This window comes from Vibrio neptunius (assembly GCF_000967495.1).
Lineage (GTDB): Bacteria > Pseudomonadota > Gammaproteobacteria > Enterobacterales > Vibrionaceae > Vibrio > Vibrio neptunius.
The window spans coordinates 118,073-133,998 of sequence record NZ_JXXU01000011.1; the positions used below are offsets into that span (position 1 = coordinate 118,073).

At 45.0% G+C, this 15,926-nt stretch carries 13 protein-coding genes; 4 read left to right on the plus strand and 9 right to left on the minus strand.

What is annotated here, in order from left to right; genetic code table 11:
- Window position 1: 1 nt before the first annotated feature.
- Entirely contained in the window at window positions 2-460 is a 459-nt protein-coding gene (ohrR, locus tag TW84_RS04705) for a transcriptional regulator OhrR (RefSeq protein WP_045974516.1), read from the minus strand.
- A 119-nt stretch (window positions 461-579) separates the two neighbouring features.
- On the opposite strand from ohrR, the gene ohr reads away from it, so the two are divergent.
- Window positions 580-1,002 (plus strand): organic hydroperoxide reductase Ohr, encoded by a 423-nt coding sequence (ohr, locus tag TW84_RS04710; protein ID WP_045974517.1) that lies wholly within the window; start codon window positions 580-582, stop codon window positions 1,000-1,002.
- Between the two features lie 64 nt (window positions 1,003-1,066).
- On the opposite strand, the gene metE is transcribed toward ohr, so the two are convergent.
- Complete coding sequence (gene metE / locus TW84_RS04715) at window positions 1,067-3,346, minus strand: 5-methyltetrahydropteroyltriglutamate--homocysteine S-methyltransferase (RefSeq protein WP_045974518.1); 2,280 nt, start codon at window positions 3,344-3,346, stop codon at window positions 1,067-1,069.
- Window positions 3,347-3,622: 276 nt separating this feature from the next.
- Here metE and metR point away from each other — a divergent pair, with 276 nt between their 5' ends.
- Window positions 3,623-4,534 carry an HTH-type transcriptional regulator MetR gene (gene metR, locus TW84_RS04720; protein ID WP_045974519.1) on the plus strand — a complete coding sequence of 304 codons (912 nt, stop codon included), beginning with the start codon at window positions 3,623-3,625 and terminating at the stop codon, window positions 4,532-4,534.
- 31 nt (window positions 4,535-4,565) lie between these two features.
- Here metR and TW84_RS04725 read toward each other — a convergent pair whose 3' ends face one another.
- The 5 genes from TW84_RS04725 to TW84_RS04740 form a co-directional block, all read right to left on the minus strand.
- Complete coding sequence (locus tag TW84_RS04725) at window positions 4,566-4,766, minus strand: DUF4250 domain-containing protein (RefSeq protein ID WP_019275688.1); 201 nt, start codon at window positions 4,764-4,766, stop codon at window positions 4,566-4,568.
- Window positions 4,767-4,836: 70 nt separating this feature from the next.
- A complete protein-coding gene (locus tag TW84_RS04730; protein WP_045974520.1) occupies window positions 4,837-5,517 on the minus strand; it encodes a hypothetical protein in 681 nt (226 codons plus the stop codon).
- Window positions 5,518-5,597: 80 nt separating this feature from the next.
- A complete protein-coding gene (locus TW84_RS25170; RefSeq protein ID WP_275041655.1) occupies window positions 5,598-5,723 on the minus strand; it encodes a hypothetical protein in 126 nt (41 codons plus the stop codon).
- Between the two features lie 48 nt (window positions 5,724-5,771).
- Window positions 5,772-5,981, minus strand: a complete 210-nt coding sequence (locus TW84_RS24955) for a hypothetical protein (protein WP_045974521.1) — start codon at window positions 5,979-5,981, stop codon at window positions 5,772-5,774.
- A 176-nt stretch (window positions 5,982-6,157) separates the two neighbouring features.
- On the minus strand, window positions 6,158-8,632 hold the full coding sequence (locus TW84_RS04740; protein WP_045974522.1) for an EAL domain-containing protein: 2,475 nt from the start codon (window positions 8,630-8,632) through the stop codon (window positions 6,158-6,160).
- A 212-nt stretch (window positions 8,633-8,844) separates the two neighbouring features.
- Between TW84_RS04740 and TW84_RS04745 the strand changes: the two genes are divergently transcribed.
- Both TW84_RS04745 and TW84_RS04750 read left to right on the plus strand, forming a co-directional pair.
- Entirely contained in the window at window positions 8,845-11,124 is a 2,280-nt protein-coding gene (locus TW84_RS04745; protein ID WP_045974523.1) for a YgiQ family radical SAM protein, read from the plus strand.
- 167 nt (window positions 11,125-11,291) lie between these two features.
- Window positions 11,292-13,304, plus strand: coding sequence for a methyl-accepting chemotaxis protein (locus TW84_RS04750; RefSeq protein WP_045974524.1), 2,013 nt, complete (start codon window positions 11,292-11,294; stop codon window positions 13,302-13,304).
- 52 nt (window positions 13,305-13,356) lie between these two features.
- On the opposite strand, the gene serC is transcribed toward TW84_RS04750, so the two are convergent.
- Together serC and TW84_RS04760 are read right to left on the minus strand one after the other, a co-directional pair.
- On the minus strand, window positions 13,357-14,439 hold the full coding sequence (gene serC, locus TW84_RS04755; RefSeq protein WP_045974525.1) for a 3-phosphoserine/phosphohydroxythreonine transaminase: 1,083 nt from the start codon (window positions 14,437-14,439) through the stop codon (window positions 13,357-13,359).
- A 124-nt stretch (window positions 14,440-14,563) separates the two neighbouring features.
- Entirely contained in the window at window positions 14,564-15,832 is a 1,269-nt protein-coding gene (locus TW84_RS04760; protein WP_045974526.1) for a DUF945 family protein, read from the minus strand.
- Window positions 15,833-15,926: the final 94 nt, after the last annotated feature.

Sequence of the window (15,926 nt, forward strand, 5' to 3'; positions counted from 1 at the left end):
CCTAGACTAGATTGTTCAGAACCTTCTCGCATAGTTGCTTAAGCGTAACCAGTTCATCGACCTCAAGATCAATTTTGCATCGCATCGCGTTAGGCACTGATTTCGCCGAATCCTTGAGCGCCTGACCAGCATTGGTCAGGTTAAGTACTCTTACACGCTCATCCTCTTGGCTTCTGCCTCTGGCAACAAACCCTTTCACTTCCAGCCTTTTCAGCAATGGGGTCAATGTGCCTGAATCAAGATGGAGCCTTGTTCCCAAATCTTTTACGCTGGCGCCATCTTTTTCCCAAAGCAACATCATCACCAAATATTGAGAGTAGGTAAGACCCAGCTGTTCAAGCATAGGTCGGTAAGCACGAATTACCGCATTAGCCGCACTGTAAAGTGGGAAACAAAGCTGATTATCCAGCAATAGCTTCTCTTCATCCGTCATGTTTTCTACATTTTGGCACTTACTCATTCGACACCTATCAAACAAAAACAATTAAGTTGCGCACAATATAGTTGCATTCCAGATAATTTTCGATCTAATATTGCAAGCAATTAAATTGCACACAACCTAAATAAAAGGAAGATGACATGACAACTCTATACAAAACTTCAGCTAAAGCGCTCGCAGGTCGTAACGGCCAAGTGAAAACTGACGATGGTTTACTTGATCTAGAACTTGCTTACCCTAAAGAAATGGGCGGCAGTGGCGCAGCGACTAACCCAGAGCAACTATTTGCGGCTGGTTACTCTGCCTGCTTTTCTAATGCTATTTTGCACGTTGCTCGCGAAGCGAAAGTGGCGATCAGTCAAGCACCAGTCACTGCAGAAGTCGGGATTGGCCCAAATGATAATGGCGGATTTGCGCTGACTATTAGCCTCGCTGCAGATATTGATTTACCTCAGGAACAGGCTCTGGAATTGACTCGCGTTGCTCATCAGGTATGTCCATATTCTAATGCCGTTCGCGGTAATATTGATGTTCAAGTAACCGTGAATGGCGAATCTATCTAACTATATCCAAACACAAAAATGCCGATCTATCGATCGGCATTTTTAAATCCGCAGCGTCCCTTTGTTAAGCAAACTCTTTACGCAGTTTTTTTGCCGCCGACACCATATTGGCTAGTGACTCTTCTGTTTCAGCCCAATTTCGTGTTTTCAAACCACAATCTGGATTCACCCATAACCTTTTCGCTGGAATTTTCTCTGCTGCTTTGTTGATCAATCCTTCAATCCACTCCTCACTTGGGATGTTAGGCGAGTGAATATCGTAGACACCTGGACCAATCTCATTCGGGTAATTAAACTCTTCAAACGCTTTAAGGAGCTCCATATTGGAGCGCGATGTTTCAATCGTAATCACATCTGCATCCAATGCTGCGACTGAGTCGATGATCTCGTTAAACTCTGAGTAACACATGTGCGTATGTATCTGGGTTTCTGGTTTTGCACTGGCTGCGGAAATTTTGAAAGCATCCACCGCCCATTCTAAATACTCTGCATGGTCACGCTTCTTGAGTGGCAAACCTTCGCGAATCGCAGGCTCATCAATCTGGATAATATTGATGCCTGCTTCCTGCAGATCAGACACTTCATCACGCAATGCAAGCGCTAGTTGATTGGTGATCTCCTTGCGACAGATGTCTTCACGAGGAAACGTCCAGCAAAGGATGGTGACAGGCCCAGTTAACATCCCTTTCATTTGTTTGCACGTCAGCGATTGTGCATAGGTCGACCACTTAACGGTAATAGGCTTCTCGCGTTCAATGTCTGCAACGACAATCGCAGGCTTCACACAGCGAGACCCGTAACTCTGAACCCAGCCAAACTTTGTGGTTTGAAAACCGGCCAAGTTCTCTGCAAAGTACTCAACCATATCATTTCGTTCAGCTTCACCATGAACCAGCACGTCGAGATCCAATGCTTCCTGTCGCTTCACGGCGTCTTCGATATGCCCTTTTAGGGCTGCTACATATTCAGAGTCAGACAATTGACCAGTACGGTAAGCACTTCTCTGAACTCGTATTTCGTGAGTTTGAGGAAATGAGCCAATAGTCGTTGTTGGGAAAAGCGGTAAACCTAGCACAGCACTTTGATACTCTGCGCGTTCCTCATAGGGTGCGCTGCGCTCTGCCAGCGATTTGGTGATTTGATTTAATCGCTCCTGCACCTGAGGTTTGTTAACGTGTGTTGCGGTTTTTCGTGTCTCAATCGGAGCACTATAGACAACACATTCTTGAATGGCTTGCTGGTTGCCGTCCAGTGCTTTGCCTAACAAAGCAACTTCATGCACCTTCTGTTTGGCAAAGGCGAACCAACTGCGAACTTCTTCCGACAACGCAGGTTCAAGCTCTAAATCAACTGGGCTATGCAGTAATGAACATGAACTCGCGACCCATAACCTATCACCTAATTGCTGCTTAACAGGCTGCAAAAGCTCAAGCTGTGTGCTGAGATCAGTGCGCCAAACGTTGCGTCCATTAACCACGCCTGCAGACAGTATCCACTCTTTGGGCAAACGAGATACTACGGTGCTCAGTTGCTGAGGTGCGGCCGCTAGGTCAATATGCAAACCATCAACATCGAGTTCAACAATCTTATCTAATGTGTCATCAACGGAATCAAAATACGTTGTCAGCAGCACTTTTATGTCGCTGCGAATCACCTGATACGCGAGTTTGAATGAAGTTAACCAAGGTTTTTCGAGTTCTAGCGACAATACGGGTTCATCTATCTGCACCCATTCGACCCCTTGCTTAGACAGCTTTGACAAGATGTTCTGATAGGCAGTGAGAAGACGTGGTAGCAAGGTTAGGCGATCGAACCCTTCATCCACCTCTTTGCCAAGGTAAAGGTAGCTGATAGGCCCCAGTAGAACGGGTTTCACCTTATGACCTGCTTTCGTTGCTTCATTCACCTCTTCAAACAGTTGCGGCCAGATGACGTCAAAACTATCGTCTTCACTGAACTCTGGCACAATATAATGGTAATTGGTGTTAAACCATTTGGTCATGTCTGATGCCGCAGAGCCATTACAATCGCAACTCACCTGCGACTGCCCACGCCCCACTTTGAACAAGGTATCCAGATCCGGGAAGCCATCGCGATGGCGTTTAGGCACATGGCCCAACAATAAAGTCGTGGTAAGTACATGGTCATACCATGCAAAATCACCGGCAGTAACGAAACTCAGATCTGCATCAGATTGCGTCTGCCAGTTCTTGTTACGTAGCTCGGCGCCAACGGCCTTTAGCTCAGCCTGTTCAATTTCACCACGCCAGTATTTCTCCAACGCAAACTTAAGTTCACGCTTTTCACCAATTCTTGGGTATCCCAAAATATGAGTTGTTGTCATAGCCCTAATCCTTCTGGTTTGTAATCGTAGATGCATGTTCTGTTCAGACGGCATAGAAGGCGTCTGGATGGCTAAACTATCTCGCCAACCTCATGACGGAACAAGTTCCAATTATTCAACCTGTTTATTAGATTATTTCATGTTACTTATGCTCTACATGTAAAAGCTCTATATTAAAAATCATTTAAATTTTTAGACGTCTAGATGTTTACACCCCTAAAAAATGCAGGTAAGTTAGTTATATTCATCATCAGTGACTACGGTTGAAGGGATTTCATGATTGAGCTTAAGCATCTGAAAACATTAGCAACGTTGCGAGATACGGGGTCGTTAACCGCTACCGCAACGACGTTACATCTGACTCAGTCAGCCTTGTCTCATCAAATAAAAGATCTCGAAGCCAGAATTGGCGGTCAGTTATTTCTGCGCAAAACACGCCCGGTAAGGTTTACATCTGAAGGCGAGATTCTTCTGAATTTGGCGGATCAAGTGCTGCCACGATTAGCCCGAGCAGAGAATGAACTTGCCAGCCTGAAAGAAGACGTCAATGGACGCCTGCACATGGCAATTGAATGCCACTCTTGCTTCCAATGGTTAATGCCAGCTTTGAGGGAGTACCAAGTTGCTTGGCCAAGCGTAACTCTGGACTTCTCATCGGGATTTGGTTTCGAGCCTCTGCCTGCGTTGATGAGTGGCGAGTTGGATTTAGTCATTACCTCGGATATCCAGCCTAGGTCAGAAGTCCATTACGAACCGTTGTTTGATTTTGAAATGCGCCTTGTCACCGCGACCAATCACCCATTAGCGGCAAACACATCTGTCGAACCAAGTGATTTGGAAAACGAAACTATGTTGTCTTATCCGGTACAAAAAAGCCGACTGGATGTGGTGAAACATTTTCTCCACCCAGCAGGTATTGAACCAGCAAAATGGAAACAGGCTGACAACACTCTGATGTTAGTACAAATGGTCTCAGCAGGCTTGGGAGTCGCCGCGTTACCAAATTGGGCCATCAGCGAATTCTCTCGTCAGGGGTTAATAACCAGTATTTCGCTTGGTGATGGATTATGGCGACGCCTTTTCGCCGCGACTCGCAACTCAGACAAAGATAAACGTTACCTTCAGGCGTTTTTTAATACCGCACGACAGCAATCGAAGAGCCATCTAGAAGGGATAAAAACAGTATGAAAAAGGAGGCATTCAGCCTCCTTTTTACATGTTATCTGTCGTAAGATTTAAACTGATTGGTGAGAGGATCATACTGATAACCGAGGACATCGAGCTTGCCAATCACAATTTCGATATCCATTTCATACATGGTCACAAGCTCCTCAAAACTGTTACATTCCAGTCTCAGCTTTTCGTTAACAATACCAAGCAAGATGACGCTATCTAATCTTCCAGCATTACTTAGATCCATAGCTACACTCCTGTGCTGATCACCTAACACAAGCGTAGCTTCAAATCCTCAAATTTAAAGTGAGCCGCTTCTAAAGAACGAACAAGCCTTGATTAAACGTTGTGGCCGAAACTAACGTCAGTAATGCTACTGCTAACTGAATTTTGTTGACGGTTTTCGACACAATGATGTGCCAACACCAGATGAGGACTGAAGTAATTAGAAGTGCAAAACCTATCAATAAAGGTTGAGTCGCCTGAGTTAAGGTGACTTCTTCTAGGCCAAAAGCTTTTAAGAGAATTGCTAGGCTCATCAACATTGCTGAGATAACACCCGTTACTGGCAAAATACGATGAAAAGCCTGAAGTCTAGTGCGAGCGACCGTAAGGAGTAAATGAGCAAACAGAGCGCCTAGAAGAATGATCTGAACAAATACGTTTATACTTGCCGCTAAATCAGGCTGCTCACCAATGCCAATGGCGACATAAGCCAAGGCCAGACCATTAGCAAGGTACATCACCCACAATGGGCCTTGTACCCGAGTTTTTTTGGTCTGAACTTGCGAGTAAAAGTAAGCAATCGCAAACACCACCATCATGGCTTCGATTTTCAACGACGCGACGGCTAGCCACATAATAGCGAGTACAGGGAGTACTTTATGAATACGGCCTCGCTGGCCAGGACAAATATCCCCTTTGACTAAGATAAGCGTCAAAATCAACTGAGCGCCTAAAAGCATAGGAGGAAACACTGCTAACAATTGCTGAACCATGGTGTGAGCTATCACTATTGTTTTTAATGGAAGCGGATAATAGCAGACTTGCTTAGATAAGTGCCACCAGCGATTCTTAGCTACTCGTTGGCAAAATGGCTGAGAAGATCCTGACTTGTGACCACGCCCAAATACTGCCCGGTTTCGTTGACAACCAACCAAGGGGGCTTGATGCCACTTTTTATCAATTCAGGTACTTCAGACATTTTTATCTGATATGAAGCACGATGGTTGTTGCCAATATAACCGACCGGTTAAACATTGCGATTTCTCGCTAGATGTTCTGACAATAACGACTTGTGCTCAAAATCATCCTCACTATTAAATTTAAGCACAAAAGCGACGACCATACTTATATGCTCCTCGGCTTCGTCCATCCATCGGCTCGCCACTGATTGAGTAAACTGCTGCTCAGTAGAGAGCTGAGTCAAATGCTCAACCCCACCATGCTCGACATCCGACACCAGATAGAGGTTTTAGACAAATCTAAATACCAACCCACATAAAATATATTTTCGCCTAGAGAGAACTTTTGAACGGTTAAGTCTTGTGGGATCGTGTTGCCTGATTTGGTTTTAATAAGAATGACACCAGACCAAAAACCCGTTCGCGCGACCTCTTTCCAGAGCTTTTGATAGTATTATTTTTTATTTGTAACCCCGAGCAAATATTGAATAATCCGTTGGTGTTCAACAATGCCTTTAAATCGTGATTCATCATCAACCAATATCCAAGGCAATGGCGCTCTCATCAACAAGTCTTCCACGTCGGTTAAGGATGTGTGCCAAGACAGCAATGACTGAGGGGGAAGCATCATACGATGAGCTGACTTATACCACATACTGCGCTCTTTACTGGTTTCATGATCGGTGCCCATACTTGGTGTCATATGAAGATTCAGCACAGCTCTATCAATAACACCAACACAATGTTGTGACTCAATCACTGGGACAATATTGATGTTCTCATTACTAAAATAAATATGTATCAAGGAAAGGGGCTCGCCTGGGTCAATGTGGGGGACTTGTTCCGTCATCAGTTCTGCAATAGTCCCTGCGTTGCCTTTTACCACCTCACTGCTTTTTGGTAGCAGGCAATAGTCCTTGGCAACTCTCAACGCTTCAATTGGCAATGGCTTGGAAAAATAATATCCCTGAATGCAATCCACACCCAAACTTCGCAACGTTGCGTATTCATCCCTTGTTTCAACGCCCTCTGCCACTACCTTGAGTTTTAGTTTCTGAGCTAGTTGAATAATGGTGGTCACAACATGATATTGCCGACTAGCAAGGCGAATACCTTGGACAAAGCTTCGATCAATCTTCAACACATCAAAGTAGCTTTTGTTGAGATAGTCAAAAGACGCAAATCCTGTACCAAAATCGTCGACTGCGATAGAAACTCCGGCTTGTCGAATAGCGGCGAGCAACTTTTCCTGATAACTGTCCCCATCAAAATAAGCACTCTCGGTAAACTCAATCGTCAATTTATCGGGAGCGATGCCACTTTGATCAATCAACTGAGCACTATGTCGAAGTATCTCGGCAATATCTCGTTTTGAATTGAAAGAGCGATTGACAGACAGACCGACATGCTCCCCAAACAGTTGTTGAAGCTCAGGTAACACAGACATGGCTTTTCGGTTAACAACATCATCCAAGCTGACAATCAGATCAAGGTCTTCAACAACATTGATAAGCTCTTGTGTTGAAGCGTTCGCCGCTTCATTGGCAGGAAAACGACACAATGCCTCAAATTTATCGATTCGACTCTTTTTAATATCGATAATTGGTTGGAAATAGACCTCTATTGTCTCTGCGGATATACTTTGTTCAACCCAATTCTCTAGCCTTTTTTTACGCTCCACTTGCTCGTGGATCTCACGATCATAGAACGCAATTCTCTTGCTTTCTCCTGAATGTAGCTCCAACAATGACTGCAAAGCATGAGACAAAAGTTGTTTAGGCGATTTAGCATCTGAGTGCAGTACTGATACCCCTGTGAGACCGAATTTTAGCGCTTGAGCAACCGTTCCCTGAGCATGTTTGAAACTGTGAAAAAAAGCCTTTATCGTCTTCCTGATGGAACGAACATTCTCATTACCCTGCGAGTTTTCGACGTTCAATGTCACCGCAAAGCGTCCATCACCGATATAGCTGGCATAAGGAACCAAGACATTTTCTGCAATATAGCTTGCGAACTGACGTTTAATCTCTTTCTCATTCGCCAACGGAAACTGCGGTTGCAACGCCAACATTATCAGCAAACCTTCACCTTGGTTATCCCCATACTCCTGCTCTAACTGCTCTAAAAAGCGCTCAGGGGATGGTAATTGAGTCAGTAAATCAACGCCGCCCGTTTCTCGGTCGTCAATTCGGTGCAGCTGATCAGATAGGTCTGCGCAAAGCCCCAAAAAGTATGATTCTCCATTTCCCGGTTCAATCTTATGAATAGTGAGTTCTTGAGGGAAAACTGAGTTGTCTGCTTTTTTGGTAAGCATAGGACCACTCCAGTGACCATGCCGTTCAATGCTGTGCCAAAGGTCACGGTAATAATCTGCGCTAAGTTTTTCTGCGTTCAGAATATTGGTTTTTAACCCTTGAATATCCTCCAGCTGGTGGCCTGTAATTCGCTCAAAATGACGATTGCATGCAAGGATTCGGGTTTCTGAATCTGTCACTAACACGCCATGATGTTTGTTCTCAAAAACAGAGTAAAAAATATCCGCTGCCTCCATTCTCGATGGAATAACCAAACAAGGTGTTACCGCTCCTTTTAGCAAAAACTCACTTTCTGCTTCGATGGTGAATTCTACGTAAGTGAACAAGCTATTGGGAGTCAGCAAACAGCAGTGAAATGAATGCGTTTTGTCGGAAGCCAAGGCTGACTTAAACATAGTGCGAACCATCCGACGCTGAGTCGTCGGTAGCAGCTTGAGCAACTCCTTGGCTGAAATGGTGAGCTTTTGACAGCCAAAAAGCTGTTTCATCGCTTCAGGCTCACAGCTAAACTCTTGAGTAATAAGGTCTAACTGCCAAGTGTAGGTCCGGTATTTTCGCTGACGACTGGCAGAAACACACTCTGTTACAGCTAGGTCCGCATCTGTGCCATGCATAAGCACCCACCTCAAGTTTAATATTCATCACCACCCTATAATATTAGCTCCATATGACAGCGTAATCCGTTATATAGCTAACACAACTAAAAACAACCAGATGCATAACTAATAGGACTTCCATTAGGCATAAAAAACCTAGGGATATGTAGAGGTAGATAGTCCGCTCTCAAGCCGCTATAATTCGCGCTCCGTGGAACAGAGAACAAAATATGTACAGCAATATCACCCCTATTCATGAGCACAAAAAATACTGGGCAGAATGCTTTGGTAATGCGCCTTTTCTCCCAACAAGTCGTGAGGAAATGGATGCCCTAGGATGGGACAGCTGTGACATTATTATCGTCACTGGCGATGCGTACGTCGATCACCCAAGTTTTGGTATGGCAATCATCGGTCGCCTGCTTGAAGCTCAAGGGTTTCGTGTGGGGATCATTGCGCAGCCTGAATGGCACAATAAAGAGGCTTTCACTCAGTTAGGTCGACCCAATCTGTTCTTCGGCATCACCGCTGGCAACATGGACTCAATGATCAACCGCTATACCGCTGATCGTAAGCTGCGTCATGATGATGCGTACACACCTAACAATGAAGGCGGTAAACGTCCTGATCGGGCCACATTGGTCTATTCACAGCGCTGTCGTGAAGCCTATAAAGGTGTTCCGCTTGTGCTAGGTGGTATCGAAGCTAGCTTACGTCGCTTAGCTCACTACGATTACTGGTCAGATAAAGTTCGTCGCTCTATTTTGTTTGATGCAAAAGCAGATATCCTACTATTTGGTAACGCAGAGCGCGCACTGGTTGAAGTTGCTCACCGACTGGCTGATGGCGAAGAAATTGGTACAATGACTAACATTCGCGGTACCGTTGTCAGCCTGCCAGCAGAGCCAGAAGGCTACAAAATTATTGACTCTTCACGTATTGAAAAACCGCGTAAAGAAGCTTTTATCCCACCAAACCCATATGCAGTAGAAGAGCAGTGTGACACCAAGGCGAAAACTGAAGAGCCTGAAGCGAAACCTATCGCTATTCGCCCTTCTCGTCATGATGCTGCAACAACTGCGGTTCGTATCCCGCATTTTGAAAAGCTGAATAATGACCGAATTCTCTATGCTCATGCCAGCCGTATTATGCACCTTGAGACTAACCCCTATTCTGGTCGCGCATTAATTCAACGTCACGGTGATCGTGAACTTTGGGTTAACCAAGCTCCGATTCCTCTCTCAACGGAAGAGATGGATTACGTTTTCGGCCTGCCCTACGCACGCGTACCACACCCGAAATATGGTAAAGCCAAGATTCCTGCTTACGACATGATCAAAACCTCCGTGAACATTATGCGTGGCTGTTTTGGTGGCTGTTCTTTCTGTTCTATTACTGAGCACGAAGGTCGTATCATCCAAAACCGTTCTCAAGAGTCGATCATTAACGAGCTTGAAGAGATCCGAGACAAAGTACCTGGCTTCACTGGTACCATTTCCGATCTTGGTGGTCCAACTGCAAACATGTACCGACTCGGTTGTAGCGATCCGAAAGCTGAAGCAAACTGTCGTCGTCCATCATGTGTTTTTCCGGGGATCTGTAACAAGCTGAACACCGACCACAAGCACACTATCGATTTGTATCGCGCAGCACGTAAAGTGGAAGGTGTGAAAAAAGTGATGATAGCTTCTGGCGTTCGTTACGATTTGGCCATCGAATCACCTGAGTACGTTAAAGAGCTAGTGACTCACCATGTTGGCGGTTATCTGAAGATTGCACCAGAGCATACAGAAAAAGGTCCACTAAACCTAATGATGAAGCCTGGCATGGGCACTTACGATCGTTTCAAAGAAATGTTTGAAAAGTACAGTGCAGAAGCAGGTAAGAAACAGTATCTGATCCCTTACTTCATCTCCGCGCACCCGGGCACCGAAGATGAAGACATGCTGAACTTAGCGCTATGGCTCAAGAACAACGACTTCGAGTGTGATCAGGTACAAAACTTCTACCCATCACCAATGTGTAACGCCACATCGATGTACTATTCGGAAACCAATCCGCTCAAGCGTGTTAAGTACAAACAACGTGAAGAAGTGCCAGTAGCGAAAGGAGAGCGCCAGCGCCGCTTGCATAAAGCTCTACTGCGTTACCATGATCCAGCTAACTGGCCTTTGATTCGCGAGGCGCTCATCAGCATGGGCAAAAAACACTTAATTGGTGACAAACAGAGCTGTCTGGTACCAGCAGAAGATAGTGAAGCCCAGACTCCCGCTCAGCGTAGAAAGTCTGGTCGTCATGGCTCAAACCGTTTCGCGACTAAACACACAAAAAGTCAGCCAGGATTTGAAAAGATGAACGGCTCTGGCCAGAAAAAGCCAAGCAATAGCCGCAACTCAGGCAATAGTGGCAAGCCAACCGGTGGGAGAATTGGTAAGTCGGGTGGTCAAGGAAACAATAAGCCCCCAGCAGGTGGAAAACCTGCATCAGGACGTAAACCGAAACGCAGATAACCGATAGGTTCTCAAGTTTTTTGAAATCGCAGCTCAAGCTGCGATTTTTGTTTCTCTGTAGAACCTTTAACTCACCCACTAAAGATAAATCTATTAATTATTTGCGCCTTGGTTCATAGGCTCCATACTTAGTTCATTGGAATCCAACTCCCGATGGAGAGATCGAGATGAACGTTCGGCTGTCCCATGCCCTCTATATGGGCTTCTCAATAATCATCATCACCACTCTGATTTTAGCTTTCATCGTTTGGTCTCTTGTTAACAAATCTGCCACCGTTTCACAGGAAATAGAGTCTGATGACGTACCCGGCGTGTTGGCCTATTTCAACGTACTAGATGCAATTGGGAACCTACAAACTAACGCTCTGGAATATCTTAATGGCGATGCAGGACAACGCAATGCTTTTGAAGCGAATGCTAATGAATTCCAGAAACACTATTCGCAATTGCGCTCTCTAGAATCAGCCAAAGCGTCTGATATAAATAAAATGGATCGCATCATAGGCTTAGCGAATCAATACATAGACCAAGTCAATCAAAACGTTTTCACTAAATACAACCCTGCCGATGAACAACAAGCGATCCAGAAAATAAACCGACTGACTAAAGACGTCGGTGCTCCATTAGAAGAGCTACTCGATAAGTTGGCAGATAAACGTTTTACCGAAGCTTACAAAAGCACCAACCTGAGCCGTTCTCTCAATCAGGATTTGCCCAGTATCCGCTATTACCTTGAGCTTGTTGACGAAGCTGGCGATATGATCGCTACGCTCAATGCCTACATTATGGGTGATCCTGCCGCACGTGAAACATTTAACAACGATGCCGGTGCCTTTGCCGATTATTTAGATAAGCTTCGTCCTTTAGAGCCAGACCCTCAAGCATCCAGTCAAATCGATGAGGTGGAGCAGTATTACTACGATATTATCCGCATCGCACAAGAAGTGTTTGATGGGTATGATCCTTCAGGAAAACAATCAGCAAACGCATTGGTGGGTGAACTAAAACAATCCATTATCTTGCCGCTTGAAACCTTGCTCAATACATCCGCCACCGAAGAAACCAGCGACTCGATTAAAGCGCTAGCAGAATTGAATGACAACATGTCGACTATTATCCTATGGCTAACCGTAAACGTCATAGCAGTGTTAGTAGTAAGCGTTGTCGTAGCTTGGGGCCTATCGAACATGATCCGTCAAAGACTGGACGTGATTGCTGCAAAAGCAAAATCCATCGCCGATGGTGATCTATCAGAGCCGCCAATCAACGAAACCAATAAAGACGAATTGGGCGAACTTGCACGAGCCATTGACGCTATGCAGCAATCGCTTAGAAGTGTGTTATCTAACATCACGAGTGTTGCCTCAGAAGTTGCCAGTAACACACAAATGGTCGAGGACACGAGTAAACTTGTTGCTTCTGGTATTGAAGAACAAGCAGACAAAGCCACACTGATCGCTAGCGCCGTTGAAGAAATGACTGTCACTGTCAATCGGGTCGCTGATCAAAGTACTGACGCGGCTGAAAGTTCGCGTCAAGCTGGCGAAGAAGCGACCAACGGTGGTAGGTTGATGCAAGAGACCGTAACTGGCATGAATAGGATAGCCGAAGTTGTTAACGAAACGGCGGAAACGGTCGACAGTTTAGGTAAACGCGGAGAAGAGATCGGTAACGTAATCAAAGTCATCAATGACATCGCCGAACAAACCAACTTGCTCGCGCTCAATGCAGCCATTGAAGCGGCACGAGCTGGTGAACTTGGTCGAGGATTTGCCGTCGTTGCTGATGAGGTTCGAAGTTTAGCGGAGAGAACCTCAAAAGCGACAGAAGAAGTTGGCGGTTTGATCAGCTCAATTCAAAATGAAACTCGTCAAGCTGTTGAGCGCATGAGTGAAGGAACTCACTTGGTCGCAGAAGGCGTGACCCAGTCTAATTCTGCCGGTGATGCCCTGACGCAAATTGTGTCACGTGCTCAAGACGTCAACAAGATGATCGATATGATCGCGACAGCAGGTAACGAACAAGCCACTGCTGCACAGGAAATGTCACGTGATATCAATACGATAAGCCAAATTGCCGACAACTCAGTACGCACCACTCAAGATGGCGCTCAGGCAGTTAGCCAACTTTATCGAAAAGTAGAAGAGTTGGAACAAGTTGTCGCACGGTTCAGGCTTTAGACAATAAAAAAGCTTAGCCTCACTGGCTAAGCTTTTACTTTCTATCTCCGGATTACGCGTTTGACGCTTCAAATTCCTTCATAAATTCAACCAGAGCTTTTACACCTTCTACAGGCATTGCATTGTAAATGGAAGCACGCATACCACCAACAGCGCGATGACCTTTCAACGACACCAGCCCTTGTTGCTCTGCCTGCTCGATGAACAACGCATCTAACTCTGGCTTAGCCAACTGAAAAGGTACGTTCATACGTGAACGGTTCTGTTGATGTACATTGTTCTCATAAAAATCAGAGCTATCGATGTAGTCGTAAAGCATCGCTGCTTTCTCGCGATTAACCTGCTCGATAGAGGCAACCCCGCCTTGATCTTTCAACCACTTGAACACCAAGCCAGACAAGTACCATGCGAAAGTCGGGGGCGTGTTGAACATAGAGTCTTTTTCTGCCAAAGTTTTGTAATTTATAAAACTTGGTAGAAGCTCATGTGCAAGATCGAGCAAGTCATCACGGACGATGGCGATACAAATCCCAGCTGGACCAATGTTCTTTTGCGCACCGGCGTAAATAACGCCATATTGAGAAACATCTATCTCTCGTGAAAGGATGTTGGAAGACATATCTGCGACGATGGGTTTGTCAGTCTTTGGCAAGTCGGAGATTTCAACACCATCGATGGTTTCGTTTGGGCAAAAATGTACATAAGCCGCTTGAGGGTCAATCTTCCAATCTGACGTGTCTGCGACCGCTAATTGGCCATCTTTTGTAATTTTGGCACTGAAAACATCTACTTCGCAATATTTTCGGGCTTCTTTGATTGCGCTCTCAGCCCAATAGCCAGCGTCGATATATGTTGCTTTTGTCGCTTGGCCTAACAGGTTCAGAGGAACAGCCGCAAATTGAGCACGTGCCCCACCCTGACAAAACAAAACCTTATAGTTATCTGGAATATTGAGCAACTCACGAAGATCTTGTTCAGCCTCTTCCGCTACCTTGATGAATTCTTTGCTTCTATGGCTAATTTCCATCACGGATGTTCCCAGCCCATTCCACTCAATGAATTCAGCCTGTGCTTTTTCCATTACAGCTCTAGGCAGACCTGCTGGCCCTGCACTAAAGTTATAAACATTGTCCATTTCGAGTTTCCTTGCTCACACTTCAATAGAGATTGACAGGATTAATAACACGTTTTCGTACGTATAAAAAGCAACAAAAGAGGTCTTAAGACCTCCTTTTCATGCCAATGTTAGAAAAACTAACTTATGGTTGCATCATTGCAGGAAGCAAGATTGCCATCAAAGGAATCTTCTGACCATTTTCAAAGACCAGATTACCATCTTTTAATTCAGCACGAATTTGATAGCCTTTGTCATCTTGGCTGATAAACTCCATCGCCATCGCTTCATCGATACCTTGTTTGATAAACGGGTACTGCTCAACTAAGCCGTTAGAAAAAAAGGTGTCAAGGTTACCCGTCAATGCAGGTAGAATCATAGCCGGATTCTGTGTGACGTTGCTGGTTCCTTCTGGCACGGTAATTTTCCATGTACTCTCAAATTGACCATTCTCATCCAAAGTGACCGCCATCTTGTTCATTGAAAGATAGAAACCTTTCGAAAACAATGTCTCAACATCAGGAATCGCAGCTTGGACGTCAGCCGCTGTCAGAACTGGGTTGTTCTGATACATATTCACCAACTGTTCAAAAGAGTGACTGTCTAAATCACCAAATTCTAGATCCACAATGAGATTATCTGCTTCACCTTCCGGCATAAGTAGTTTAGCCGCACTCACAACATGCTGACTATTCACACGTTTTGAAGCATCATCAAGAGAAGAAGAAAATTTGTACTGTCCGCTTTTCATTGTAAAAAGTGGGGTTTGACCTGAATCGAATACTGACATATCTGCAATATTGATTTCCTGCTCCCCCAGCCAGAAGCTATTTTGCTTCCTTCCCTGACCTGAGCCAGTCATATTGGAAAGCAGCATCTTCTCGCCAGTATTAAAATCAATCTCAACTGAGGGAATATTAAGGTCATAGCTTACTTCACCAAGCACAGTAACGTGGCCTTTCAATGTAGAAGGCGTAACAGACACCATTGCGCCGCCATCACCTTCCATCGATTGATGCCAATTATCCATCGCTAGTGTGTAGTCAGTATTTCCGTTTAACTGAGTGATCGTTGTTAATGTTAGAGGGAAAGTTTCGACATTGTCTAAGGTCGACGTCGCTTTCAGACTAATCAATCCATGACTGACATGGCTGTTGACCAAAAATTCAGCAGGCAGACCGTCAATTTCAAGTTGGCTAGCAAGTTCAGGGTCCGCAACGGTGTATCGAGTTTGCACCTCAGATGAAAGGTAACCACGTTCGTAGGAAACGATTTCAGCTTTCAAAGAGCCACTATTAAGATGGGCAATACCATCACTAATAACGTGATGCCCAATTTGGCCAACAGCCAACGGCCAACAAAAAGCCAGAGAGATGGCGCCACCAATAGCGCCGTATTTTTTCAACTGATGCATGTATTTATCTTCACTTAGGTATTTATTGCAGTTTACACCAAAAAACATTGAGTTAAATCAGACTATTGGCTTTATTAATAAATCGTAGGGGAAT